Origin of the sequence: Gordonia sp. CPCC 205333 (assembly GCF_048537885.1) — a bacterium.
Classification (GTDB): Bacteria; Actinomycetota; Actinomycetes; order Mycobacteriales; family Mycobacteriaceae; genus Gordonia.
The window spans coordinates 491,224-516,428 of the sequence record NZ_JBCLVI010000003.1; the positions used below are offsets into that span (position 1 = coordinate 491,224).

At 63.0% G+C, this 25,205-nt stretch carries 24 protein-coding genes; 17 read left to right on the forward strand and 7 right to left on the reverse strand.

Annotation, left to right across the window (positions count from 1 at the left end; translation table 11 throughout):
• The first annotated feature begins 24 nt into the window (after positions 1-24).
• The 6 genes from mltG (at position 25) to aroB (ending at position 5,989) form a co-directional block, all read left to right on the forward strand.
• On the forward strand, positions 25-1,755 hold the full coding sequence (gene mltG, locus AAFP29_RS12515; RefSeq protein WP_419217685.1) for an endolytic transglycosylase MltG: 1,731 nt from the start codon (positions 25-27) through the stop codon (positions 1,753-1,755).
• Positions 1,719-2,576 carry a shikimate dehydrogenase gene (locus AAFP29_RS12520; protein ID WP_419217686.1) on the forward strand — a complete coding sequence of 286 codons (858 nt, stop codon included), beginning with the start codon at positions 1,719-1,721 and terminating at the stop codon, positions 2,574-2,576. Before mltG ends, AAFP29_RS12520 begins: the two co-directional genes overlap by 37 nt.
• 89 nt (positions 2,577-2,665) lie before the next feature.
• Positions 2,666-3,073, forward strand: coding sequence for a prepilin peptidase (locus AAFP29_RS12525; protein ID WP_419217687.1), 408 nt, complete (start codon positions 2,666-2,668; stop codon positions 3,071-3,073).
• Positions 3,074-3,144: 71 nt separating this feature from the next.
• The gene (aroC, locus tag AAFP29_RS12530) at positions 3,145-4,353 is read left to right on the forward strand and encodes a chorismate synthase (RefSeq protein WP_419217688.1); all 1,209 of its coding nucleotides are present in this window, start codon (positions 3,145-3,147) and stop codon (positions 4,351-4,353) included.
• The gene (locus AAFP29_RS12535; RefSeq protein WP_419217689.1) at positions 4,350-4,886 is read left to right on the forward strand and encodes a shikimate kinase; all 537 of its coding nucleotides are present in this window, start codon (positions 4,350-4,352) and stop codon (positions 4,884-4,886) included. The genes aroC and AAFP29_RS12535 overlap by 4 nt, the downstream gene beginning before the upstream one ends.
• Entirely contained in the window at positions 4,883-5,989 is a 1,107-nt protein-coding gene (gene aroB, locus AAFP29_RS12540; RefSeq protein WP_419217690.1) for a 3-dehydroquinate synthase, read from the forward strand. The genes AAFP29_RS12535 and aroB overlap by 4 nt, the downstream gene beginning before the upstream one ends.
• A 75-nt stretch (positions 5,990-6,064) precedes the next feature.
• On the opposite strand, the gene fabG is transcribed toward aroB, so the two are convergent.
• From fabG to AAFP29_RS12555, 3 genes are read right to left on the reverse strand one after another with little or no spacing between them, the layout of a single operon-like run.
• On the reverse strand, positions 6,065-6,790 hold the full coding sequence (gene fabG, locus AAFP29_RS12545) for a 3-oxoacyl-ACP reductase FabG (RefSeq protein ID WP_419217691.1): 726 nt from the start codon (positions 6,788-6,790) through the stop codon (positions 6,065-6,067).
• Between the two features lie 9 nt (positions 6,791-6,799).
• A complete protein-coding gene (locus tag AAFP29_RS12550; protein ID WP_419217692.1) occupies positions 6,800-8,014 on the reverse strand; it encodes a CaiB/BaiF CoA transferase family protein in 1,215 nt (404 codons plus the stop codon).
• The gene (locus tag AAFP29_RS12555; RefSeq protein ID WP_419217693.1) at positions 8,011-9,297 is read right to left on the reverse strand and encodes an acyl-CoA dehydrogenase family protein; all 1,287 of its coding nucleotides are present in this window, start codon (positions 9,295-9,297) and stop codon (positions 8,011-8,013) included. The genes AAFP29_RS12550 and AAFP29_RS12555 overlap by 4 nt, the downstream gene beginning before the upstream one ends.
• 97 nt (positions 9,298-9,394) lie before the next feature.
• Between AAFP29_RS12555 and AAFP29_RS12560 the strand changes: the two genes are divergently transcribed.
• A complete protein-coding gene (locus tag AAFP29_RS12560; protein WP_419217694.1) occupies positions 9,395-10,282 on the forward strand; it encodes a LysR substrate-binding domain-containing protein in 888 nt (295 codons plus the stop codon).
• Position 10,283: 1 nt separating this feature from the next.
• Here AAFP29_RS12560 and AAFP29_RS12565 read toward each other — a convergent pair whose 3' ends face one another.
• The 4 genes from AAFP29_RS12565 to AAFP29_RS12580 form a co-directional block, all read right to left on the reverse strand.
• Positions 10,284-11,435, reverse strand: coding sequence for an acyl-CoA dehydrogenase family protein (locus AAFP29_RS12565; RefSeq protein WP_419217695.1), 1,152 nt, complete (start codon positions 11,433-11,435; stop codon positions 10,284-10,286).
• Between the two features lie 5 nt (positions 11,436-11,440).
• Positions 11,441-12,067: a TetR/AcrR family transcriptional regulator gene (locus AAFP29_RS12570; protein WP_419217696.1), complete on the reverse strand. Its 627-nt coding sequence runs from the start codon at positions 12,065-12,067 to the stop codon at positions 11,441-11,443.
• Entirely contained in the window at positions 12,060-13,253 is a 1,194-nt protein-coding gene (locus tag AAFP29_RS12575) for a thiolase family protein (protein WP_419217697.1), read from the reverse strand. Before AAFP29_RS12575 ends, AAFP29_RS12570 begins: the two co-directional genes overlap by 8 nt.
• 192 nt (positions 13,254-13,445) lie before the next feature.
• The gene (locus AAFP29_RS12580; protein WP_419217698.1) at positions 13,446-13,943 is read right to left on the reverse strand and encodes a B-4DMT family transporter; all 498 of its coding nucleotides are present in this window, start codon (positions 13,941-13,943) and stop codon (positions 13,446-13,448) included.
• A 100-nt stretch (positions 13,944-14,043) separates the two neighbouring features.
• Here AAFP29_RS12580 and AAFP29_RS12585 point away from each other — a divergent pair, with 100 nt between their 5' ends.
• From AAFP29_RS12585 to pyrF, 10 genes are all read left to right on the forward strand, one after another.
• The gene (locus AAFP29_RS12585) at positions 14,044-15,144 is read left to right on the forward strand and encodes a M24 family metallopeptidase (protein WP_419217699.1); all 1,101 of its coding nucleotides are present in this window, start codon (positions 14,044-14,046) and stop codon (positions 15,142-15,144) included.
• A gap of 88 nt (positions 15,145-15,232) precedes the next feature.
• A complete protein-coding gene (efp, locus tag AAFP29_RS12590) occupies positions 15,233-15,796 on the forward strand; it encodes an elongation factor P (RefSeq protein ID WP_419217700.1) in 564 nt (187 codons plus the stop codon).
• Positions 15,797-15,809: 13 nt separating this feature from the next.
• Positions 15,810-16,268 carry a transcription antitermination factor NusB gene (gene nusB, locus AAFP29_RS12595; protein ID WP_419217701.1) on the forward strand — a complete coding sequence of 153 codons (459 nt, stop codon included), beginning with the start codon at positions 15,810-15,812 and terminating at the stop codon, positions 16,266-16,268.
• A gap of 61 nt (positions 16,269-16,329) precedes the next feature.
• Positions 16,330-16,935, forward strand: a complete 606-nt coding sequence (gene pyrR, locus AAFP29_RS12600; protein ID WP_419217702.1) for a bifunctional pyr operon transcriptional regulator/uracil phosphoribosyltransferase PyrR — start codon at positions 16,330-16,332, stop codon at positions 16,933-16,935.
• Complete coding sequence (locus AAFP29_RS12605) at positions 16,935-17,867, forward strand: aspartate carbamoyltransferase catalytic subunit (protein WP_419217703.1); 933 nt, start codon at positions 16,935-16,937, stop codon at positions 17,865-17,867. The genes pyrR and AAFP29_RS12605 overlap by 1 nt, the downstream gene beginning before the upstream one ends.
• A gap of 25 nt (positions 17,868-17,892) precedes the next feature.
• Positions 17,893-19,218 carry a dihydroorotase gene (locus AAFP29_RS12610; RefSeq protein WP_419217704.1) on the forward strand — a complete coding sequence of 442 codons (1,326 nt, stop codon included), beginning with the start codon at positions 17,893-17,895 and terminating at the stop codon, positions 19,216-19,218.
• Complete coding sequence (locus AAFP29_RS12615; RefSeq protein ID WP_419217705.1) at positions 19,215-19,793, forward strand: transporter; 579 nt, start codon at positions 19,215-19,217, stop codon at positions 19,791-19,793. The genes AAFP29_RS12610 and AAFP29_RS12615 overlap by 4 nt, the downstream gene beginning before the upstream one ends.
• Positions 19,790-20,929 carry a glutamine-hydrolyzing carbamoyl-phosphate synthase small subunit gene (carA, locus tag AAFP29_RS12620; RefSeq protein ID WP_419217706.1) on the forward strand — a complete coding sequence of 380 codons (1,140 nt, stop codon included), beginning with the start codon at positions 19,790-19,792 and terminating at the stop codon, positions 20,927-20,929. The genes AAFP29_RS12615 and carA overlap by 4 nt, the downstream gene beginning before the upstream one ends.
• Positions 20,929-24,270 (forward strand): carbamoyl-phosphate synthase large subunit, encoded by a 3,342-nt coding sequence (gene carB, locus AAFP29_RS12625; protein ID WP_419217707.1) that lies wholly within the window; start codon positions 20,929-20,931, stop codon positions 24,268-24,270. The genes carA and carB overlap by 1 nt, the downstream gene beginning before the upstream one ends.
• On the forward strand, positions 24,267-25,097 hold the full coding sequence (pyrF, locus tag AAFP29_RS12630) for an orotidine-5'-phosphate decarboxylase (RefSeq protein WP_419217708.1): 831 nt from the start codon (positions 24,267-24,269) through the stop codon (positions 25,095-25,097). Before carB ends, pyrF begins: the two co-directional genes overlap by 4 nt.
• Positions 25,098-25,205: the final 108 nt, after the last annotated feature.

Below are 25,205 nucleotides of genomic sequence, written 5' to 3' on the forward strand. Positions count from 1 at the left end.
AATTTTCTTGTCGGTGATAGCCCGGTGAATTCAGATAGCGAGTCGGATCGACCGCACAGTCGCCATCGCGGCAGTGCTGACGACGCTGACCGACGCCGGTACTTCACCGAGCTCGATCCGGCCTCACGTCCCAACACCCGGCATCGCCGCAGACGCCTCGACGGGGACACTTCGGTGCCCATCTGGCAGACCGGCCAGGTTCCCCGGGTTGATGACGTCGTTGATGCCGGCACCGGCCGGGTACTTCCGCAGCGCATTGAGCCGGGTCAGCGCATTGAGTCGGCGCCGCCAGCGCCGTCGGTGCAGCCCACCCGTCAGCAGCCGACGGGTGAGCCCAACATCCGCAGGCACCAGCCAACTCCCGAGGAGTTGGTGACACCGCCGCTGCTCGGTGACGAAGTCGTCGCCGAGGATCATGTCGCCGACAGCCATCGTGAAACGCGTGCCGACGACGCCAACGTCGTAGACGACATTGAACCCATCGATTTGGCGCCGGTGACGCACCACGCCTACTCGCAGGTCGATGACACCGTCGACACCGATCTGCTCGGCTCGGACGAGCCGGCTTATCCATTCGACGAGCCCGATACCACTGGACGCGACAATCGTGACCGCGGCCGACGCCGTACCGCTGTGCTCGCGGTGGTGATTGTCTGCCTGCTGGTTATGGTCGGCGGTGTCGGATACTTCGGCCTGAAGTTCTTCGGGGTGGTAGGCGCGAATGACTATTCGAATGCCGAAGGTACCGGCGACGTGTTGGTAACTATTCCGGACAATTCGACGCTCCGCGACTTCGGACAGATCCTGACCGATAAAGATGTTGTTGGCAGTGTGAAGGCTTTTACTCGTGCCGCCGACGGCAAGATGTTATCCGCAGGAATCTACAAGATGCGCACCGAGATCCCAGCGTCGAAGGCCGTGGCGATGATTGCCGACGGCGGGATGACATACCGGGTCGGACGGGTCCTGATCCCGGAGGGGATGCAGCTCGATTCCAAGAAGGGGATCGACGGCAAGATCACTCCCGGCGTCTTCCAGCTGATCTCCGATGCGACGTCGACGACCGTTAACGGCTCGGCAGTAGGTGTGACCGTCGACCAGCTGTCGAAAGCAGCCTCCGATTCGACACTCGAGCAACTGGGTATCCCGCAATGGGCGAGAACCGAGGTCACCGCATTGAATGGCGATCACCGCCGTATCGAAGGGCTCATCGCCCCTGGAACGTGGGAATCCATCGATCCGTCCGCATCAGCCGTCGATATTCTGCACGATTTGATTACCGACAGTGCCGCCCGTTACGAAGGATGGGGACTGCTCACGTCCAATAATTCGGGACTAAGCCCGTATGAGACGCTTATCGCAGCTTCGGTGGTCGAACGTGAAGTGAGCAAAGCCGACGATTTCGCCAAAGTGGCCAGAGTTATCCTGAATCGACTCGCCGACGGACAGCGGTTGGAAATGGATTCGACCGCCAACTACACGGCGGAAGTGACTAATATCGACGTACACGGCGATGCCTACAGTGCCGATAATAAGTGGAATACTTATCGCGAGAAAGGTCTGCCGCCGACGCCGATCGCGACTGTCGGGGTGAAAGCCCTGCAAGCCCTCGAACACCCAGCCACCGGAAAATGGAAATACTTCATCACCGTTGACAAAAAGGGCACGACGCTATTCGCTGACGATTTCGACGAGCATAAGAAGAATCGTGAGAAAGCATGCGCCAATCAACTCCTATCGGTCGGGTGTGGTTAGCCGCGATGAAGGCAGCGGTACTCGGTAAGCCGATCGGACATTCGCGCTCACCGGATCTTCATCTGGCCGCATATGCCGCGCTCGGTCTGGACGACTGGACCTACGAGCGGCTCGAATGTGATGCCGTCGAACTGCCGGGCCTGGTCGATAGTCTCGATGAGTCCTATGTCGGATTGTCGGTGACAATGCCGGGTAAGTTCGCCGCGCTGCGATATGCGACAGATGTATCCGAACGTGCGGCTCTGGTCGGATCGGCCAACACGCTGGTGCGTACCGAACGCGGTTGGTACGCGGACTGCACCGATATCGACGGTATGTCCGGCGCATTGGTTGAGGTCGGTGCGGACTTGGCGTCGCATCCGCGTGCGGTGGTGATAGGTGCGGGCGGAACGGCCCTGCCAACCATCGCGGCGCTGGCGGCAGCGGGTACCCGGCAGTTGACCATCGTCGCCCGCGACCGTGATCGCGCCCGCCGGACCTTTGAAGTGGCCGATGAACTGGGTATGTCGACGACCTACCTGCCGTTCGAGGCGTCGTCAGAACTGACCGACGTCGTAGTTGACGCTGCGGTTACCGTGTCGACGGTGCCTGCGGATGCCTCGACGACCCTGGCCGCGGCGTTGGCGCCGGCCCCACGCCTCGTCGACGTGATCTATGCCCCGTGGCCGACGCCGTTGGCCGAGGCGGTCACCTCGCATGGCGGAACGGTGGTCGGCGGTTTGGTGATGTTGCTCAACCAGGCCTACCGACAGGTGGAACTTTTCACCGGACTAGCCGCGCCTACCGAAGCGATGGCCGCCGTACTCGGTCAATCTCGCTAACTATCCACAGCAGCGATACCGGTCCCCAGAAACGGCCCGGCGCCTGTTCGTGTCGGGAAATCGCTGCATCGCGCGGCATGATCGATGCCGTGGGGGAATCGGTTGCCGGGATCGCTGTCGGAGTGTGGTTGCTCGCGCTCGCCGGAGTCGATGCCCGGACGGCGCAGCTGCCCAATCGATGGACAGTTCCGGCCCTGGTCGCGGTGTTGATGTCGGGGCTTGGCGGGTTGGTGTGTGGTGACCCGGCAGTGGTGGTGGCGGCGACTGTTACAGCCATGCCGTATCTACTTGCCTTTGTGGCCGGGCAATGCGGCGCTGGCGATGTGAAGTGTGCCTATGTGCTCGGTGGACTGTCGGGTGATCTCGTCACCGGGCTTGCCGTGGTGGTGTTGGCGCAGTTGAACGTAATCATCTGGCAGACGAGATCGCGTATCCCACATCGACTGCCACACGGTCCGATGATGACGTGCGCGGCCGTGATTGTGCTTGGTGGTTAAGCGGTGAGCTGCGTTCGTAGACGTCGACCAATCGTCAGTGACAGGGCGGCTGCGGCTGTCCGGTGCTCGGCATGGAAGAATTGAGCACTGTGTTGCGCTGGATAACTGCCGGAGAATCGCATGGCCCCGCCCTGATGGCGATGGTCGAGGGGATGGTCGCCGGGGTGCGGGTCACCTCGACCGATATCGCCGAACAATTAGCTCGACGTCGCCTCGGTTACGGTCGTGGCGCCCGGATGAAGTTCGAGGCGGATAAGGTCACCGTGATCGGTGGTCTGCGCCACGGACTGACCCAGGGCGGACCGGTTGCCATCGAGATCGGTAACACCGAGTGGCCCAAGTGGGAACAGGTCATGTCGGCCGACCCGGTCGACGAGGACGTGTTGGCTGGCAGCGCACGTAATGCACCGCTCACGCGCCCCCGACCCGGTCACGCTGACTATTCCGGCATGCTGAAATACGGCTTCGACGACGCCCGACCGGTGCTTGAACGTGCCAGCGCGCGCGAGACCGCCGCGCGCGTCGCGGCAGGTACCGTCGCACGCAACTTCTTGCGGCAGGTCTTGGGCATCGAGATTGTCTCCCATGTTATTTCGATCGGCGCGAGCGAACCGTACGACGGTCTGCCGCCGACCATCGACGACCTGCCGGCTATCGACGAGAGTCCGGTCCGGGCCTTCGACGCCACCGCCGAAGCTGACATGATCGCCCAGATCGAGGCGGCGAAGAAGGACGGCGACACGCTCGGCGGTGTCGTCGAAGTGGTTGCGACTGGCGTGCCGGTTGGGCTCGGCTCACATGTGAGCGGCGAGACGCGATTGGATGCGCGGCTGGCCGGCGCGTTGATGGGTATCCAGGCGATCAAGGGCGTTGAGGTCGGTGACGGATTCACCACTGCCCGTCGTCGCGGTAGTGAAGCCCACGATGAAATGGTGCCCGGTCCGGACGGCGTGTTGCGGTCGACGAATCGTGCCGGCGGGCTCGAAGGCGGTATGACCAATGGTGAATCGGTGCGCGTGCGCATTGCCATGAAACCTATCTCGACGGTCCCGCGGGCGCTGGCGACGATCGATATGTCGACCGGCGAGACTGCTGCGGCTATTCATCAACGTTCGGATGTGTGCGCGGTGCCCGCTGCCGGCGTCGTAGCCGAAGCAATGGTTGCCCTGGTTATCGCACAAGCGGCGCTGGAGAAATTCGGCGGCGACTCGGCGGGGGAGACTGCGGACAATGCGAAGCGCTACCGCGAGCACATCGCCACCCGACCGCCCCGCGCATGACGCCGGTTGTCGTATTGACCGGATTCATGGGATCCGGTAAATCGACTGTCGGCCAGGAGCTTTCGCGTTCGCTGGGTGTCGAGTTTGTCGATACCGACCTCGAGTTGGAGCACCGGGCCGGTCGCACGATCGCGGAGATCTTCGCCGACGACGGTGAAAAGCAGTTCCGCACACTGGAATTGGAGACGGTCCGCGATGTCCTGGCTGACTCCGGTGGAATCGTCTCCCTCGGTGGCGGATCGGTGACGGTTCCGGCTATCCGCGACGCGCTCGTCGGCCATCACGTGGTGTATCTGGAGATTTCGGCGGACGACGGTTTCGCCAGGGTTGCCGGCACTGACCGTCCACTGCTCGCCGCCGCCGATCCGGCGAAGAGGTACGCCGAATTGCTCGACGCCCGGCGGGACATTTACCGCGCGGTCGCCACCCATACCGTCGACGCGACCGACGCCGTGGAACGTTTGGTCGCGACCATCATCGACGCGCTGCCCGATTCTGGTGGGTATGCCGCAACTACAGGAGAGCAGGCATGACCGAGCCCGTATCCATCACTGTCAATGCCGGGGCGCCGTACAACGTCTTGATCGGCCGCGGTTTGCTCGACGACGTCGCGGAGGCGGCGGCCGGTGCCGATTCGATCGCTATTTTGTATCAGCCCCCGCTGCTGCAGACTGCCGAAGCTGTTCGGGAATTTCTGGTGGGTAAGGGATTTGACGCCCACCGCATCGAGATTCCCGATGCCGAGGCAGGTAAAGACCTGACTGTTGCCGCCTTCTGCTGGGAGGTTTTCGGGCGGATCGGCCTCAAACGCAACGACAAGGTGATCTCACTCGGTGGCGGCGCGGCGACCGACCTGGCCGGATTCGTCGCCGCCACCTGGATGCGCGGAATCGGCGTGATCCATATCCCGACGACGCTGCTCGCGATGGTCGACGCCGCGGTTGGCGGCAAGACCGGAATCAATACCGACGCCGGCAAAAATCTCGTCGGCTCATTCCACGAGCCCGATGCCGTATTGATCGACATCGCGACGCTCGAAACAGTGCCGCACAACGAAGTTGTGGCCGGACTCGCCGAGGTGATCAAGACCGGCTTCATCGCCGATCCGGTGATACTCGATCTGATCGAGGCGGACCCGGCCGCGGCTCTGGATACCGGTGGCAGTGTGCTACCCGAACTGATCCGTCGCTCGGTTCAGGTCAAAGCCGATGTCGTGTCGGCTGACCTCAAAGAGTCCTCGCTGCGTGAGATCCTCAACTATGGGCACACGCTCGGCCACGCGATCGAACGTCGTGAGCGGTACAAGTGGCGCCACGGTGCGGCCGTGTCGGTCGGTCTGGTCTTCGCCGCCGAACTCGCAAGGCTAGCCGGACGACTCGATGATGCCACCGCCGACCGCCATCGCAGTGTCCTGGAGTTGGTGGGGTTGCCAGTCAGCTATGACGCGGATGCGCTGCCCGAACTCCTGGAGACGATGGCCGGCGACAAGAAGAATCGTTCGGGCGTACTGCGTTTTGTCGTGCTCGATGGTCTGGCGAAGCCGGCGCGACTGGAAGGTCCGGACCCGAGCCTGATCGCGGCGGCGTATTCGGCGATCGCGCGTGGTGGGCCGTCGTCGGGCGGGGTGCTGCTGTAGGTTGCCTTGCGTAGATATGTCCCGTAGGTGAGTGAGATGGCATATAGACGCCGGCGGCGCTCAGGGGACAGATCTCTACAAATGCCGCCCACCGGTGACCTCCGCGACCGTACCCGTCATATACGACGACAGGCCCGATGCGTAGAACAGCGCCACCGATGCGATTTCAGACGGTTCGCCCGCACGCTGCATTGGGATCTCGGTCATCTTGGAGTCCCAAGCTTTCTGCGGCATGGCCTCGGTCATCGCGGTACGGATCAGACCCGGTTGAATCGCATTGATCCGAACACCAAGGTGCGCAACCTCTTTCGCTGCCGCTTTGGTTAGCCCGACGATACCGGCCTTTGCGGCCGAATAGTTGGTCTGGCCGATCATGCCGACCTTGCCGGAAATCGACGACATATTGATGATCGAGCCACCACCGTTGACTCGCATAATCCCTGCCGCCTGCCGAGTGCCATTCCAACAGCCGCGCAGGTGAACTGAGATCACCGCGTCGAAATCCTCCTCGGTCATTTTGCGCATCGTCGCGTCTCGGGTGATACCGGCGTTGTTCACCATCACATCTAGCGAACCGTATTTCTCGACAGCGGCGGCTAGAAGTGTATCGATCGCGGCGGCGTCGGACACGTCGCAACCGACGCCGACCGCGTCAGGGAGGGTCGCGGCCGCCTTCGTGGCAAGTTCCTCGTTGAGATCGCCGATCACGATACGTGCGCCGTGCCCGGCGAAGGTCTGTGCGATCGCGAGGCCGATGCCCTGCGCGCCGCCGGTGATAACGGCGGTTTTGTTCTGCAACATTTCGATCTCCTAGATTGTCTGTGTGGTAATGCTTTTCGGTGGTACGCCGACGATCCCGGATGCCACCAGGTCGGTGACCTCCGCGTCGTCGAGTCCAGCCGCCGTGAGTACGTCGACGCTGTGCTCGCCGAGTGCGGGTACCGCACCCATCGGTGCTTCATAGTCGGCGAAGGTCGCTGGTGGCAGTAGCGCACGGACGTCCGCGTGCTCGGTGCGTACGGTGCGCCACCTGTCTCGCGCACGCAGCTGCTCGTGACCGATCATGTCGTCGACCTGTTTGATCTGTGCTGCCGGGACGCCGGCGGCGGCCAACGCCGTATCGAGGTCCGCGGTGGACCGCTTGCCAGTTAGTGCTGCGACGGCCGCGTCGCACTCGGAGCGGTGTTGGACGCGACCGACGTTGGTGAGGAACCTTGTGTCGGAGGCCAACTCGGGAGCGTCGAGAACCTCGTTGACCAAACTCTGCCAGCCGTTGTCGCTCTGGACGCCGATCAGAATATCGCCGTCGGCGGTGGGAAAGGAGCCGTAGGGTGCGATCGCGCTGTGGCTCACACCCATTCGTGGCGGCTGCGCGCCGGTGTGTAGCTGGGTGTACATCGAGTGACCCATCCATTCGACGGTCGACTCGAGCATCGACACCTCGATCTCGGCGCCTTCGCCGGTGCGTGACCGACGGAGGAGGGCGGCGAGAACTGCTTGGGCACAGTACATCCCGGATGCGATATCGGCCGTGGGGATCCCGGTCTTCACCGGCTCATCCGGTGTGCCGGTCAGTGAGATCAGTCCGGCCTCGGCCTGGATCAGCATGTCGTATGACTTGCGTTGTGAATGTGAACCGCCCGACCCATAGCCGGACAGATTCACCACCACCAGCTCCGGGTGTTCCGCTCGAAGGGTGTCGGCGTCGAAGCCCAACCGTTGTGCCGCGCCAGGTGCGAGGTTCTGGAGAAAAACGTCGGCGCGATCGACCAATTGCCGGACGATCTGTTGTCCGCGAGCTGATTTCAGATCGACGGCGAGCGATTGCTTGCCGCGATTGAGCCACACGAAATGGGCGCCCGTGCCTTCAACCACATGGTCATAGCCGCGGGCCAGATCGCCGCCATCCACCCGTTCGATTTTGATCACCGTGGCACCGAGGTCGGCGAGATTGCGGGTGGCCAACGGCGCCGCAACCGCCTGCTCGATCGCGACGACGGTGTATCCGTCGAGCGGAAGGGTCACAGTGCCTTCTTCTTTTCGGCCCGGACGAGGCCGCCGCCGATGATGAGCCGTTGGATCTCGCTGGTGCCCTCGTAGAGCCGCAACAGGCGTACGTCGCGGTAGATTCGCTCGACCGGTACATCGCGCATGTATCCGGTGCCGCCATGCACCTGTACGGCGAGGTCGGCGACCTTACCGACCATTTCGGTACAGAACAGTTTCGCGACCGACGGGGCGATACGACGATCGGTTTCGTCGACCCACGCCGTCGCCGCTTCCCGGACCAGGGCTCGACCGGCCATCACGCCGGTCTGCATATCGGCGATCATTGCCTGCACGAGCTGAAAGTCGCCAATCGCCGTGCCGCCCTGGGTGGCGGTGGCCGCATAGGCGACCGACTCGTCGAGCGCTCGTTGCGCCTGGCCGACGGCGACAGCGGCGATGTGCACACGCCCGCGCGCCAGGATCGTCATCGCCGCCCGATATCCGACGGCAGCATCGCCGCCGACGAGCGCGTCCGGTCCGACTCTCGCGTCGGTGAAAGTGATGTCAGCGGTACGGGATCCCTCTTGGCCCATTTTGACGTCCTTCGGGCCGACGTCGACACCGTCGGTGTCAGTCGGAACCAAAAACACCGCGATGCCGGCGCCGGTTGTTCTGGGCCCGCTCGCTTCGCTCCCGGCGCCAGTTGCTCTCGGCCCGCTCGCTTCGCTCCCGGCGCCGGTTGTTCTGGGCCCGCTCGCTTCGCTCCCGGCGCCAGGTTGCGGTGCCGGTTCAATTCGTGCGAAGACCACCAATAAGTTGGCGTCGGGGGCATTGGTGATAAACCGCTTGCCGCCGTTGATGATCCAGCCATCGCCATCGGCTCGGGCAGTGGTGCGCAGGCCCGCGGGATCAGAACCGGCGCCAGGTTCGGTGAGGGCAAAGGACGCCACGACGTCACCGGAAGCGATGCCGGGCAGCCACCGCGCGCGTTGTTCGTCGGTGCCGAAACCGACCAATACCTGTCCGGCGATGCCGTTGTTGGTGCCGAACATGGAGCGAACGCTCAGCGAGGTGTAGCCCAGTTCCATCGCGACTTCCACGTCCTGACGCAGATCTAAACCGAGGCCACCCCATTCCTGCGGAATCGCGTAGCCGAACAGTCCCATTTCGGCGGCCTGGGTCCGCAGGTCGGATGGAACGGCGTCGGTGGCCATGATCTCGTTTTCGCGGGGGATCACTCGCGTCCGCACGAATTGGTTGATCTGGTTGAGGATTTCGGCGAATACGTCGTCGTCGACTTCGGGAGTGTGAGTGACCATGGTCATACTATGCCGGTCGCTATTATGAACAGTCCAATATTGAATTGATCGTTCTGTGATACTCAGAAGGTATTAATGCGAGGGTCGAGGTGCAGTTGTGGATCTTGCTGACATCCGGGCCTTCTTGGCCGTCGCCGAAGAATTGCATTTCGGTCGCGCGGCTGCCCGACTACATATCGCGCAGCCACCGCTGAGCCGGACGATTAAACGACTCGAACGCCAACTCGGAGCCGCGCTATTCGATCGCAACACCCGATCAGTGCAACTCACCGCATCTGGCGCGGCGCTGATCGGTCCGGCGCGCGAGGTCGTGGATGCCTTGCGTCGTGCCGAGGCGGCAGTGCGGTCGGCGGTCGACGGCGAGGTTGGCGAAGTACGAATCGCATTCGCCGGACTATCCACCCATCTGTTGGTCGCCGAAGTCGCACGCGCGGTCCGCTCGGGTCATCCGGGCGTGCACCTGGAATTGTCGAGTCAGAACTTTGCACAGCCGGCGATGAAGAGGGTGGTAACCGGCGACACCGACGTCGCCCTCGGGCGGTGGGATATTGTGCCCGCAGAGGTGACGACCGAGGTGGTGATGAACGACTCGCTCGTCGTCGCACTGCCCGATACGCATCGGCTGGCAGCGTTGCCGCACATCTCCATCGCCCAGCTCGCAGAGGACGGCTTCGTGTCGTTGCCGCTGCACGAGGGCGCCATCATGCCCGATCGCCTGCGTCGAATCAGCCAGGCAAATGGCTTCGTAGCCAACATCATTCAGGTCGCGCCCGACACGCAGACCGCGTTGGCACTGGTGAGTGCCGAGGTTGGTTGCCACCTCACCCTTGCGTCGGTTGCCCGCAATGTGCGCGAACCACACGTGTCCTTCGTTCCGCTCGCCGACGAAGCCCCCGACGTCGACCTGCGCGCGGCGTGGCGGCGTGACGACTCCAATCCGGCATTGCGTGCGGTACTCGATGCGATGTTCGCGTTGCGGGCGTGACCTACAACCCCAGATCTCGACCGATGATGTCCTTCATGATTTCGGTGGTGCCGCCGAAAATCGTCTGAATGCGGGCGTCGGTGTACGCCTTGGCCACGCGGTACTCGTTCATATAGCCGTAGCCACCATGTAGTTGCAGGCAACGGTCGATGACCTTCTTAGCCAATTCGGTGCACCACCACTTGTTCTTCGACGCGTCGACTGCCGACAGTTCGCCATCCAGTGCCGCCTGCAAACACCGATCGATGTACTGCTCGGCAATGTCGAGTTCGGTGGACAACTCGGCCATCGTGAATCGATTCGCTTGGAACGCGCCGATTGGCTGTCCGAATGCCTTGCGGTCCTTCACATATTGAAGCGTCTCCTCGAAGATCGACCTCGCTCCACCGATTGCCGCGATACCGATCGACAGGCGCTCGGTCGGGAGGTTGTGCATCAGGTGGTAGAAGCCCTTGTTTTCCTCGCCTAAGAGATTGGCCCTGGGTACGCGTACATTGTCGAAGTGCAATTCGGCTGTGTCCTGGGCCTTTTGGCCCATCTTGTCGAGTTTGCGGCCACGCTCGAAACCAGCCATACCGCGCTCGACGACGATGAGGGAGAACGCCTTGTGTCCGGCCGACGGATCGGGATTGGTACGCGCGACGACCACCACAAGGTCGGAGTTGATACCCGCCGAGATGAACGTTTTAGATCCGTTGACGATGTAGTCGTCGCCATCTGGTTTGGCCGAAGTCTTGATACCGGCCAGATCGCTGCCCGCGCCGGGCTCGGTCATCGCGATGGCCAGAATGGTTTCGCCGGTCGCCATTCCCGGCATCCAGCGGGCCCGTTGTTCGTCGTTGGCCAGATGGAGGAAATAGGGAACGATGACATCATTCTGGAGGGTGAAAGCCGGTGCGCTGCCGCCGAATCGGCCGAGCTCCTCGGCGATCACGGCGTTGAACCGGAAGTCGTCGCTGATACCGCCGCCGCCGAATTCCTCAGGCACGTTGAAGCCGAGCAGACCGGCTTCTCCCGCTTTGCGGTAGACCTCGCGGTCGACTTGTCCGTTGCGCTCCCACTCGGTGGTGTGCGGGGCGACCTCGCGCTCGAGGAACGACCGGACCGTATCGCGTAGCTGCTCATGCTCGGGTTCGAAGACGTTGCGTTTCATAGCTTCTAGGGACTCCTGGTTATTGGCGTGTGGTCGAGGTGTGCGCCTACGGCGCGCAGGGAGATATGCACATACGATGCCGCGACATCGGCGGCCGATAGTGGGCCGTCGGGTCGGTACCAGTCGACCGTCGAGCGGCACGCACCGAGCAGATAGCGCAACATATTCTTCACGTCGCCGTCGAAGTGGAACTCACCGTCGGCGATTCCGCGTCGCACTACGTCTTCAAGTTGCCCTTCGAGGCTGGTTCGCATGTCGATGTACTTGCGGCGCAACGGGTTATCGGCCGAGACGTAGCGTATCTCGTCCTCGCTGGTGGCGAGTTCGAGATCGGTTGTCATATGCAACATGACTGCTTCGATGCCGTTGGCGAACTGCTCGCGGGGGTCGGTGCCATCCTCGATGGCCGCGCTGACTCTGGCCAACGCCGATTCCATCGCGTTGATCAGTACGGCGAGGAGAATGCCTTCCTTATTGTCGTGGTGGTAATAGAGCGTCGGCAATGACACCCCGGCGCGCGATGCGATATCGCGCGTCGAGGTGCCGTGGAATCCGCGGGCGTGAAACGCCGTCTTCGCCGCCGACAGAATCGGCGTCAAACTCACCGGATCGGTTGTGCGCCAGTCAGACACGTTCGATGATTGTCGCGTTGGCCATACCCGCGCCCTCACACATGGTCTGCAATCCGTAGCGCCCGCCGGTAGCTTCGAGGTGGTTGACCAGAGTCGACAGGAGGCGGGTGCCCGATGAACCGAGCGCGTGACCGAGTGCGATCGCGCCGCCGCGCGGGTTGAGTTTGGCTGGATCAGCTCCGAACTCATGTGCCCAGGCCAGCGGAACCGGCGCGAATGCTTCATTGACCTCGTAGGCATCGATGTCGTCGATCGACAGTCCCGAGCGGGCCAGTACCTTGTGCGTCGCCGGGATCGGGGCGGTGAGCATGAAGATTGGATCGTCGCCCGCGACCGAGAACGAAACGAACCGTGCGCGCGGGGTCAGATTGAGTTTTGACGCCATGGTGTCGCTCATGATCAGTGCGGCTGACGCGCCGTCGGTCAGCGGCGACGAATTGCCCGGAGTGATATGCCAGCCGAGTTCGGGGAATCGGGCCGCATACCCCTCGGAGTAGAACGACGATTTGAGGCCGCCGAGGCCATCGGCCTTGGTCGATGCCCGCACCGTCTCATCGACGCGGTGGGTGCGGGTTGCCCCGTCCTCGGCGGTGACGTCGATCGGTGTGATCTCGCGGTCAAAGTAGCCGTCGGCGATAGCCGTCGCGGCGCGTCGATGTGATTCGGCGGAGAAGGTGTCGAGTGCTTCGCGATCGAACTTCCATTTCGCGGCGACTAGTTCGGCTGAAATTCCCTGTCCGACAAGACCTTCCGGGTAGCGACTCGCTATGGACGGTCCGTAGGGACTCTGGCCTGCCAAAGTGAAGCCCATTGGCACGCGACTCATCGACTCGACACCCGCGGCGATCACGATGTCGTATGCGCCGGCCATAACGCCCTGCGCGGCGAAGTGGGCTGCCTGCTGACTCGAGCCGCACTGACGATCGACCGTGGTCGCCGGAACCGATTCGGGGAAACCGGCGGAGAGCAGCGCGGTGCGCGAGATGTTTAGTGCCTGCTCGCCGGCCTGGCCAACGCATCCGCCGATGACGTCATCGACGAGCGCGGGATCGAGGTCGTTGCGGTCGACGAGGGTGCGCAGGACATGTGCGAGGAGTTCGACGGGCTTGGTTCCCGACAGCGCTCCGCCGGGTTTTCCTTTGCCGGAGGCAAGGCGGGTGACGTCGACGATGACGGCTTCGGGCATCTGGGTGTCCCTTCTCAAGACTGTGATGAGAGTGCGTCGGACGCGGCTAACGCGCGCGGCCGATCTAACGCTCGTTCTATTGGTTTAGCATGCGAAAACAAGTCGAGGCAAGACTTCATCGGCAAGAAGCGCTAGAACCCCAGAAACGACGATGCCCCCGACCACGACGGCGGGGGCATCGACGAAGGATATTTACTGGGCGACGGCTGCGTCGGCGAATTGCGCGTTGGACTCGTCGGCATCGTCGGATCGAGGCGCATTTTTGCGCTGTTGGCGACGTACGAGCAGGCGGCCGAGGCTCGCGCCGATAAACGCCGGGACAAAGATGATCAGAGCGGTGAAGAACGCGCCCGCTGTCATCTCGATCCAGAAACTCGCTTCGCCGATGCCGGCGAAAACGAACTTGCCCAAAAGCCAGCAGACGAACCCGGCGACCCAACCCGCAAGGAGTCCGGCCTTGAGCCAGCGGATAGTGAGATCGTCGTAATCGTCAGGATCGTCGTGAGCGTGGGCGTCACGGAGTCCGTCGATGCCGCCGGCGATGATTGCGATGAGCACCACCGCGGCGACGGCGAGCGTCTTCCACAACGTGCCGTGCAGCGGAACATTGACGATGAGGACGCCTAGCAGCACCCGCGCGACGATATGTACCGCAGACATGACGACACCACGGAGCAACCACGAATTCATGACGGTCAGCCTATCAACGGGAATCGTGAACGGAATCACAACCCGCAGATTCGGGTCCGACGCAAAGCTCGGGGGGAATCGACCGAGTACGTTGTGATTCATGACTGCTTCGATATCCACAGGTCATCGGGCTCGTCGCGACCGACTGCGCGCGGCCTTCGAAGCCGAGGCCTTCCTGGTCTCCGACCTGATCAATGTCACCTACCTGACCGGTTTCACCGGATCTAATGCCGCACTACTGTGCCGTCTTGATGCGATTGACGACGCCGACCAGATTGCTACCGACGGCCGCTATAGGACGCAAGTCTCTCAACAGAGTCCCGACGTGCCCGCGACGATTGAGCGTGACGTGGTCGGCGCGCTGCTGAGCCACGCGGTGGACAACGGCCTGCGGCGAATCGCCTTCGAAGCCGGTGCTCTATCGGTCGCGTCCTTCAATCGGCTTGTTCAACGATTCGACGGGAAGGTCGAACTCGTCCCGACGTCGGGGGTCGTCGAAGAGCTTCGTAGCGTGAAGGACGCCGACGAAGTCGACCTCCTGACGCAGGCATGCGCCGTCGCTGATCGCGCCCTCGCAATCATCATCGAGCAGGGGATCATCGCCCCCGGCCGCACCGAACGAGAAGTGGCCCGCACTCTGGAGTGGGAGATGTATGCGCAGGGAGCCGAAGCAATCGCCTTCGAGACGATTGTCGCGACCGGCGTGAACTCGGCGATCCCGCATCACCGCCCGACCGAAGCGGTACTTGCTTCCGGTGACTTCGTAAAACTGGATTTCGGCGCCGTCGTCGGCGGCTATCACTCGGATATGACACGTACGTATGTCCTTGATCACGCGGCGGATTGGCAGCGCGACATCTACGACCTCGTCGCCACTGCTCAGGCCGCTGGTCGCGCCGCCCTGAAACCTGGTGCTGACCTGCGCGGCATCGATGCCGCGGCGCGTGATGTGATCGCGGCAGACGGGCATGGCGAGCATTATGTGCACGGCCTCGGACACGGCGTCGGCCTGCAGATACACGAAGCACCGGGAATCGGAACCGCCGCGACCGGTACACTGCCCTTCGGCGCAGCAGTGACCGTGGAGCCTGGTGTTTATCTGCCCGGCGCAGGTGGCGTCCGCATTGAGGACACACTTGTCGTCACCGACGGCGACCCGCTACTGCTGACCACTACCGACAAGACGTTTACCGTCCTGTGACGGCTTCTTCGGCATGTGCCGCCCGACGATCTCGGGTGCCGCAGCCGACGGGAGGCCGCCGGGACGAGCAAAGAGGAAGGCGACGCCAATGGCGAATACCTCAGATTTCAAGAACGGCCTCGTGCTGCGGATGGATAACCAGCTATGGCAGATCCAGGAGTTCCAGCATGTCAAGCCGGGTAAAGGCCCCGCATTCGTGCGTACCAAGATCAAGAATGTGCTGTCGGGCAAGATCGTCGACAAAACCTTTAACGCCGGTGTGAAGGTGGAGACCGCGACGGTTGATCGTCGTGACATGACCTACCTGTACAACGACGGCACCGACTTCGTCTTCATGGACTCCCAGACGTTCGAGCAGTTGGCGCTCTCGCCGCAGATCGTCGGCGACGGTTCGCGTTTCCTGCTGGAGAATATGACCGTCCAGGTGTCGTTGAACGAGGACAACCCGCTGTTCATCGAACTCCCGGTCACCATCGAACTGATCGTGTCGCAGACCGATCCAGGTCTGCAGGGTGACCGTTCCACCGGCGGCACCAAGCCGGCCACCTTGGAAACCGGCGCCGAGATCGCCGTGCCGCTGTTCATCAATACCGGTGACAAGCTGAAGGTCGACTCGCGCGACGGCAGCTACCTCGGTCGCGTCAACAGCTAGGTCGAAGCAACACGTGAAGCATTCGGGAACCCGGCATAAGGCACGTAAGCGCGCCGTCGATCTGCTATTTGAGGCGGAGGCGAAGAACGTGTCGCCGTCTACGCTGATCATCGAACGCCGGGAGTTGGTGCGCGACGACGAGAGCGTCGGCACCGTCCATGACTACACCGCCACGGTGATCGAAGGTATTGCCGGCGACTATCCGCAGATTGACGCGGTTGTGTCGTCGCATCTGAAGGAGTGGACGCTCGAACGCCTACCGGCGGTCGATCGTGCGATCCTGCGGCTGGCAACGTGGGAGTTGTTCAACGCCGACGATGTCGACCCGGTCGTCATCGTTGACGAAGCGGTGGAATTGGCTAAGGAACTGTCGACCGACGACTCGCCGGCATTCGTCAACGGTGTACTCGGCAAGATCGCCGAACTCGCACCGCAAGTGCGGGCAGCCGCACGGGCAGGCGACGACGTGTAGAGTTGTCGACCGGTAGACATCCTTTAACGGACCGTCCTGTGAGGCGGAGAAGGAGGTCAGATTGTCCAATCGCAGCGAAGGGGTGGCCACCGGGCCGACCCGAGTCCTGCTCGACGCATCTGATGTCGGGCGGACCATCGCACGGATGGCCCATCAGATCATCGAGAAGACCGCGCTTGACGCACCTGACGGACAGCCGGTCGTCATAGTCGGCATTCCGACTCGCGGCTCATTCCTCGGTCGCCGACTGGCTGAGCGCATCGCCGAATTCTCCGGAGTCGATGTCCCAACCGGCTATCTGGACATCACCCTTTACCGCGATGACCTGCGGGATAAGCCACATCGCGCCCTCGAACGCACGATGGTGCCGCGCGGTGGTGTCGACCACGCGCGAGTCATCCTCGTTGACGACGTGCTGTTCTCCGGGCGTACCGTCCGGGCCGCCCTCGACGCACTACGCGACCTTGGTCGGCCGGCAAGCGTCCAGCTCGCGGTGCTCGTCGACCGCGGCCATCGCGAACTTCCGCTGCGGGCTGACTATGTCGGCAAGAATATTCCGACCGCCCGCGACGAGGACGTGGCCGTACACTTCGTCGAGCATGACGGCGTCGACGAAGTGGTGTTGACCTCACCGAGCGGAACCCGTGCCGGGGAGGGCGAGCGCTGATGCGACATCTCCTTTCCACGGCGGATCTGTCGCGCGACGATGCGACTGAACTCCTCGATGACGCCGAGCGTTTCGAACAGGCATTGGCCGGTCGCGAGGTTCGTAAACTGCCGACCTTGCGTGGTCGCACCGTTATGACGGTCTTCTACGAGAATTCCACTCGCACAAGGGTTTCGTTCGAGGTGGCGGGCAAGTGGATGAGCGCCGACGTCATCAATGTGAGTGCGTCGAGTTCATCGGCGAGCAAGGGCGAATCGCTGCGCGACACCGTCAAAACCCTGCATGCGGCCGGTGCCGATGCGCTGATCGTGCGTCACCCGGCGTCCGGTGCCGCGCACCAGATAGCCGCATGGACCGACGGTCCGGCCGTAATTAATGCGGGCGACGGCACCCATGAACACCCGACGCAGGCGTTGCTCGACGCGCTGACTCTTCGTCAGCGTCTCGGGTCGCTCGATGGACGACGCGTGGTAATCGTCGGCGACGTGCTGCATTCACGCGTCGCGCGGTCCAATGCATTCCTCCTGTCGACACTCGGCGCCGATGTCACCCTGGTTGCGCCGCCGACGCTGCTGCCGACCGGCGTCGAACAGTGGCCGGTGACTGTCAGCACTTCGCTCGATGCCGAACTGCCCGCGGCCGACGCGGTAATGATGCTGCGCGTACAGGCCGAACGGATGAATGGCGGCTTCTTCCCGTCCTCGCGCGAATACGCGGTGCGATACGGATTGAGCGAGAAGCGAATGGCAGCGCTGTCCGACGATGCGGTGATATTGCATCCGGGACCGATGTTGCGCGGTATGGAGATCGGCTATTCGGTTGCCGATTCACCGCAGGCCGCAGTCCTCGAACAGGTGCGCAATGGCGTGCATGTGCGGATGGCGGTGCTGTTCCGACTGCTGGCCGGGGCGAGCGAAGCGACGGGGATTTAGCTGTGAACCATAGAGGAGGAATTTCGTGAGCGCGGCGCAGCAGGGTCAGTCCATCCTGATCACTTCGGTGCGACCCTACGGCCAGGATGATGTGGTCGACATTCTCGTGCTCGACGGCGCGATCGCCGAGATCGGTACGGATCTCAACGCACCCGACGATGTCGAGCAACTCGATGGTGACGGCGCGATTATCTTGCCGGGGTTCGTTGATCTGCATACCCACCTGCGTGAACCGGGCCGTGAAGACACCGAGACCGTCGCCAGCGGTTCGGCGGCAGCGGCGCTCGGCGGCTACACCGCGGTATTCGCGATGGCCAACACCGATCCGGTTGCGGACAATTCGACCGTTACCGACAACGTGTATCGCGCGGGGCGCGACGTCGGGCTGGTCGATGTGCATCCCGTTGGTGCCGTTACCGTCGGGCTGAGGGGCACACAGCTCTCCGAGATGGGCATGATGAACGCTGGCGCGGCCGGTGTGCGGATGTTCTCCGATGACGGCAAATGTGTCGACGACCCGTTGCTGATGCGTCGTGCACTGGAGTACGCAAAGGGACTCGATGTCCTGATCGCGCAGCACGCCGAGGAGCCGCGACTGACTGTCGGCGCGGTGGCTCACGAGGGGCCGACGGCGTCGCGATTGGGCCTGGCCGGGTGGCCGCGTGCCGCTGAAGAGTCGATCGTGATTCGCGACGCGCTGCTGGCACGGGACGCGGGCACGCGCGTGCATATTTGCCACGCGTCTACCGCGGGGACGGTCGAGTTGCTCAAATGGGCTCGTGCACAGGGTATTTCGATCACCGCCGAGGTGACTCCCCATCACTTGCTGCTCAATGACTCGAGGCTGGAAACGTACGACCCGATCAATAAGGTCAATCCGCCGCTACGTGAGGAAAGTGACAACATCGCGTTGCGGCAAGCTCTCGCCGACGGCGTGATCGACTGCGTCGCAACCGATCACGCGCCACACGCTAGCCAGGACAAGTGTTGCGAGTTTTCTCAGGCGCGTCCGGGCATGTTGGGTTTGGAAACCGCGCTCGGTGTGATTGTCGAAACGATGGTCAAGACGGGACTCTTGGATTGGCGCGGTGTGGCCCGCGTCATGAGTGAACGGCCGGCCGAGATTGTGCGGCTGGCCGATCAGGGGCGTCCGATCGCGGTGAACGAGCCCGCGAATCTGACGCTCGTCGATCCCGACCGCGAGTGGGTGGTTGACGGTGCCGAATTGGCGAGCTTGTCGACCAATACCCCATTCGAAACGATGACGATGCCGGTCACCGTTACCGCAACCCTGTTGCGCGGCAAGGTAACCGCACGCGACGGTGTAGTCGAGACGGGTGAGCGGTCATGAACGAGGTCTTCTACAACATCGTCATCGTGATCGCTGTACTGGCATTGTGGCTGCTGCTGATCATCCTCGTGCTGCGCGGGTGGCGTAATCGCGGACGCCGTCAAGAGGTGAGTATCGGTCAATTTCCGGTTGCTCCAGACGATCTCGGCGATGCGGTTATCGGCCCGCATAGCGGACTCTATGTCGGCTCGACGCTGGCTCCGAGTTGGCAGAATCGCGTCGCCGTCGGTGACTACGGTGATCGGGCGACGACCGACCTCGTCGGCTACGAAGCGGGAATTCTGTTCCGCCGCAGGGGAGCGACCGAAATTTGGGTTCCGCGCGAGTCGGTGACCGCGATTCGGACCGAACGCGGATTGGCTGGCAAGGTGATGACCGCCGACGGCCTGCTCGCGATCCGTTGGGTGCTGCCATCGGGCACCGAAATCGACTCCGGATTGCGCGCGGACGACAAAGAGATCTACGAATCCTGGATCGAGCAGTACAGGCCGAGCACCGACGGCGCGGCTGAGGGCTCGACTGAACCGACAGCTACCGACATCAACGCAAGCACAACGCAGGGAACGGAAGAATGAGTACAGCACTGTTGGTGCTTGAGAATGGACAGGTCTTCACCGGAACCGAATTCGGTGCCGTGGGGGAGACGTTGGGTGAAGCGGTGTTCTGCACTGCGATGACCGGGTATCAAGAGACGCTTACCGATCCGAGTTACCACCGGCAGATCGTCGTGGCCACCGCGCCGCAGATCGGCAACACCGGTTGGAATGACGAGGATGACGAGTCACGCGGAGATAAAATCTGGGTCGCCGGCTACGCCGTCCGCAATCCCACCCGCCGCGTATCCAACTGGCGCGCAACCACGTCGCTGCAAGACGAACTGGACAGCCAGGGGATAGTCGGCATCGCGGGGATCGATACTCGCACCGTCGTGCGGGTTTTGCGTGAGCATGGCTCGATGCGAGCTGGCGTGTTCTCCGGATCTGCCTTGGCGACTCACGACGAATTGCTCGCCCGCGTGCGCAATCAACCAGCGATGGCCGGAGCAGACCTGGCCGGTGAAGTCAGCACCGACGACACCTACCTGGTGGAACCGGACGACGCTCCGAAGTACACCGTCGCCGCCATTGACCTCGGCATCAAGACCAATACCCCGCGGATGTTCGCGCAGCGCGGCCTGCGGGTGCATGTCCTACCGTCGTCATCGACTTTCGCCGACATCACCGCCCTCGGCGTAGACGGGGTGTTCCTGTCGAACGGCCCCGGCGATCCGGCGACCGCCGATGCCGCCGTGAATTTGACCCGAGACGTCCTCGGCGACGGGTTACCGCTATTCGGTATCTGCTTCGGTAACCAGATTCTGGGCCGGGCCCTTGGTCGCGGAACCTACAAGATGAAATTCGGCCACCGCGGCATCAATATCCCGGTGATCGACGGTGCCACCGGCAAGATCTCCATTACGGCGCAAAACCACGGCTTCGCGCTCGAAGGTGAAGCCGGCGAGGAATTCGACACCGACTTCGGACGCGGGCGAGTAAGTCATGTCTGCGCCAATGACGGCGTCGTCGAAGGCGTGGAACTGGTTGACGGCCAAGCCTTCTCGGTGCAATACCATCCCGAAGCCGCCGCCGGTCCACACGATGCGGCGTATCTATTCGATCGATTCGTAGACTTGCTCGACGCCCGCCACTCCAAGAACGGAGGCAACGCCTGATGCCACGCCGCAGCGATCTCAATCACATCCTGGTGATCGGGTCCGGCCCGATCGTCATCGGTCAGGCTTGTGAATTCGACTACTCCGGAACCCAGGCCTGCCGCGTCTTGCGCAGCGAAGGTCTGCGCGTCAGCCTGGTCAACTCCAACCCGGCGACCATCATGACCGATCCGGAATTCGCCGACGCGACCTATGTCGAGCCCATCACCGCGGAATACGTCGAGAAGGTCATCGAGGCCGAGCGTGACGCAGGCCATCCAATCGATGCCGTGCTCGCTACCCTCGGCGGGCAGACGGCCCTGAATACCGCTGTTGCACTGCATGACCGCGGCTCGCTGGAGAAGTACGGTATCGAGCTGATCGGCGCCGATTTCGATGCCATTCAACGCGGCGAGGACCGGCAGATGTTCAAGGACATCGTGGCGAAGGTCGGCGGCGAGTCGGCCCGCTCGGCTGTGTGTCACACGATGGACGAGGTCCGGGCGACCGTTGAGGATCTCGGTTACCCGGTGGTGGTTCGGCCATCGTTCACGATGGGTGGCCTCGGTTCGGGTATGGCCTACGACGACGTCGATCTCGAGCGAATCGCCGGTGGCGGTCTCGCCGCGTCGCCGACCGCGAATGTCTTGATCGAAGAGTCGATCCTGGGCTGGAAAGAATACGAACTCGAGTTGATGCGGGATAACCGCGACAACGTCGTGGTGGTCTGCTCTATCGAGAACGTCGACCCGGTTGGTGTGCACACTGGCGACTCGGTGACCGTCGCACCAGCGATGACGCTCACCGACCGCGAATACCAGAAGATGCGCGACCTCTCCATCGATATCCTGCGTGAGGTGGGGGTCGACACCGGCGGCTGCAATATTCAGTTTGCTCAGGACCCGGCCGATGGACGGCTCGTCGTCATCGAGATGAATCCGCGTGTGTCGCGTTCCTCGGCGCTGGCATCCAAGGCGACCGGTTTCCCGATCGCGAAGATCGCCGCGAAGTTGGCTATCGGCTATAGCCTTGACGAGATCGTCAACGACATCACGAAGGAAACGCCGGCCTGTTTCGAGCCGACGCTGGACTACGTCGTGGTTAAGGCGCCGCGGTTCGCTTTCGAGAAGTTCCCGGGCGCGGACGACACGCTGACCACCACGATGAAGTCGGTTGGTGAGGCAATGAGTTTGGGCCGTAGCTTCGCCGAAGCCCTCGGCAAGGTGATGCGGTCGCTGGAGACCAAGGCCGCGGGCTTCTGGACCGAGGCGGACCGTCCCGATCCGGCCACGGTCGACCTTCCGGCGCTCTTGTCCGAGCTGTCAGTGCCCAAGGACGGTCGGCTGTACGGACTGATGCTGGCGTTCGACGCCGGTGCCAGCATTGAGGACGTGTTCGAGGCTACCAAGATCGACCCCTGGTTCTTGGCCGAGATCGCTGCTATCGGTGCACTCGGCAACGATATTCGCGACGCTGACATCCTCGACGGACAGTTGCTGCGGCTGGCTAAGTCGACGGGGTTCTCCGACCGCCAAATCGCCGCGCTGCGAAGCGATTTCGCCGATGAGGCCGCAGTGCGGGCACATCGATTGGAACTCGACGTGCGTCCGGTCTACAAGACCGTCGACACCTGCGCCGCGGAGTTTGAGGCCCGCACGCCATATCACTACAGCACCTATGAACTCGACCCGGCCGCGACGAGTGAGGTTGCGCCGCAACCGGATCGGCCAAAGGTTCTGATTCTCGGTTCGGGACCCAACCGCATCGGGCAGGGGATCGAATTCGATTACTCCTGTGTGCACGCGGCGATGACGCTGACCGAGGCCGGCTACGAGACGGTGATGGTCAACTGCAACCCGGAGACCGTGTCGACCGATTACGACACCGCCGATCGTCTCTATTTCGAGCCGCTGACCTTCGAAGACGTGTTGGAGGTTTACCACTCGGAGTCGAGGTCGGGGACCGTGGCCGGTGTGATCGTCCAGCTCGGCGGGCAAACGCCGCTCGGCCTCGCGCATCGGCTCGCCGAGGCCGGGGTGCCGATCGTCGGCACCAGCCCGGAGGCCATCGACCTCGCCGAGGATCGCGGTGAATTCGGTAAGGTACTGACCGCCGCAGGCCTACCCGCACCGGCTTTCGGCACAGCGACGACCTTCGATGAGGCACGGGCCACCGCCGACCGGATCGGCTACCCCGTACTGGTCCGGCCGTCGTATGTGCTCGGCGGTCGTGGCATGGAAATCGTGTACGACGAGGCATCGCTGAGCGATTACATTTCGCGTGCAACGGAATTGACACCCGATCACCCGGTGCTGGTCGACCGCTTCCTTGAAGATGCGGTGGAGATCGACGTCGATGCGCTATGCGACGGCACCGACGTGTACATCGGTGGCGTGATGGAACATATCGAGGAAGCCGGTATCCACTCCGGTGACTCCGCGTGTGCGCTGCCGCCGGTCACTCTCGGCCGCGCCGATCTCGAGGCAGTCCGCAAATCTACCGAAGCGCTGGCCAAGGGGATCGGCGTGCGCGGACTGTTGAATGTGCAATACGCGCTCAAGGACGACATTCTCTATGTGCTGGAAGCGAATCCACGTGCCAGTCGGACTGTCCCGTTCGTCTCGAAGGCGACGGCGGTGCCGCTGGCAAAGGCGTGCGCGCGGGTGATGCTGGGCACGTCGATCGCCGAATTGCGTGGCCAGGGTATCTTGCCCGCGCATGGCGACGGCGGCGAGGCGCCGGTCCAGACGCCGATTTCGGTGAAAGAGGCTGTGCTGCCGTTCAACCGCTTCCGTCGTCACGACGGAACGGGCGTCGACTCGTTGCTGAGCCCGGAAATGAAGTCGACCGGCGAGGTGATGGGTATCGACGCTGACTTCGGTCGGGCGTTCGCGAAGTCGCAGACTGCGGCCTACGGGTCGCTACCGCTGAACGGTGCGATATTCGTCTCGGTCGCCAATAAAGATAAGCGCGCGCTGTTGTTCCCGGTTAAGCGTTTGGCGGACTTGGGATTTTCCATCCTGGCCACTGAGGGAACCGCGGATATGTTGGCGCGCAACGGGATTCAGTGCATTCGGGTGCGCAAACACTCCGACGTCGACCTTGCGGAGGGGGAGAAGACGATTGTCGACACCATCCGCGCCGGTGAGGTGGCGATGGTGATCAACACACCGTTCGGTCAGTCTGGTCCGCGCGTAGATGGTTACGAGATCCGTTCTGCGGCAGTCTCGGTCAACATTCCGTGCATCACCACGGTGCAAGGGGCCGGGGCTGCGGTGCAGGGTATCGAGGCGGCGTTGGACGGCGACATCGGCGTCCGGTCCCTGCAGAGTCGCCACGCCGCGCTGGTGCAGAGTCGATGACCGAGTCCGGGTATGCGGCTCGGTATCGCGCGGTAGTCGGCGCTCGCGGGCGACTGTGCGCTGGTATCGACCCGCATCCGCCACTGCTGGAGCAGTGGGGCTTGCCGGTGTCGGCGGCGGGTGTCGTCGAATTCGGTGAAATCTGTGCCGAGGCGTTCGGCCCGACGGCGTCGGTAATTAAGCCGCAAGTCGCGTTCTTCGAAGCGTTCGGTTCGGCCGGTCTGGCCGCACTCGAATCGGTGATCGCGGCATGTCGGGCAGCCGGTGCCTTGGTATTGGCCGATGCCAAACGAGGCGATATCGGCTCGACGATGGCTGCCTACACAACGGCGTGGCTCGACGACGCCTCGCCACTGTGCGCCGACGCCGTCACGGTGTCACCGTACCTGGGCTTCGGATCGTTGAAGCCCGCCGTCGAGCAAGCGGCGGCGACTGGTCGCGCGGTACATGTGCTTGCCCGGACGTCGAATCCCGAGGGTGCCGATCTTCAGCTGGCAAAGCGCGCGGATGGCACTACGGTCGCCCAGGGCATCGTCGACGCCGCTGCCGCCCTCAACGCCGACGGTCGCGGAACGGTCGGGCTGGTCGTCGGCGCGACGCGCGCACACGGGCTGGATCTGTCCGCGCTGCAGGGGTCGATCCTGGCGCCGGGACTCGGCGCACAGGGCGCGACACCGGGCGATCTGCCCGAAGTCTTCGCGGGAGCGGATCCGTCGTGGGTGCTACCAGCCAGTTCGCGAGGGTTGTTGGCGCAGGGACCCGACGTCGGCGCGCTGCGGGCCGCCTACGAGCAAACCCGCGACGAGGTCGAAGCCGCCCTGGCCTAGCCTCCGCCTGCCGTGAAAATCGTCCGAATAGTTGCTCACCGAGGGCATATTGCCCCAGCCGGAGCGCTATTCGGACGATTTTCACGACGGCGGGGGGCGACGAGAAGG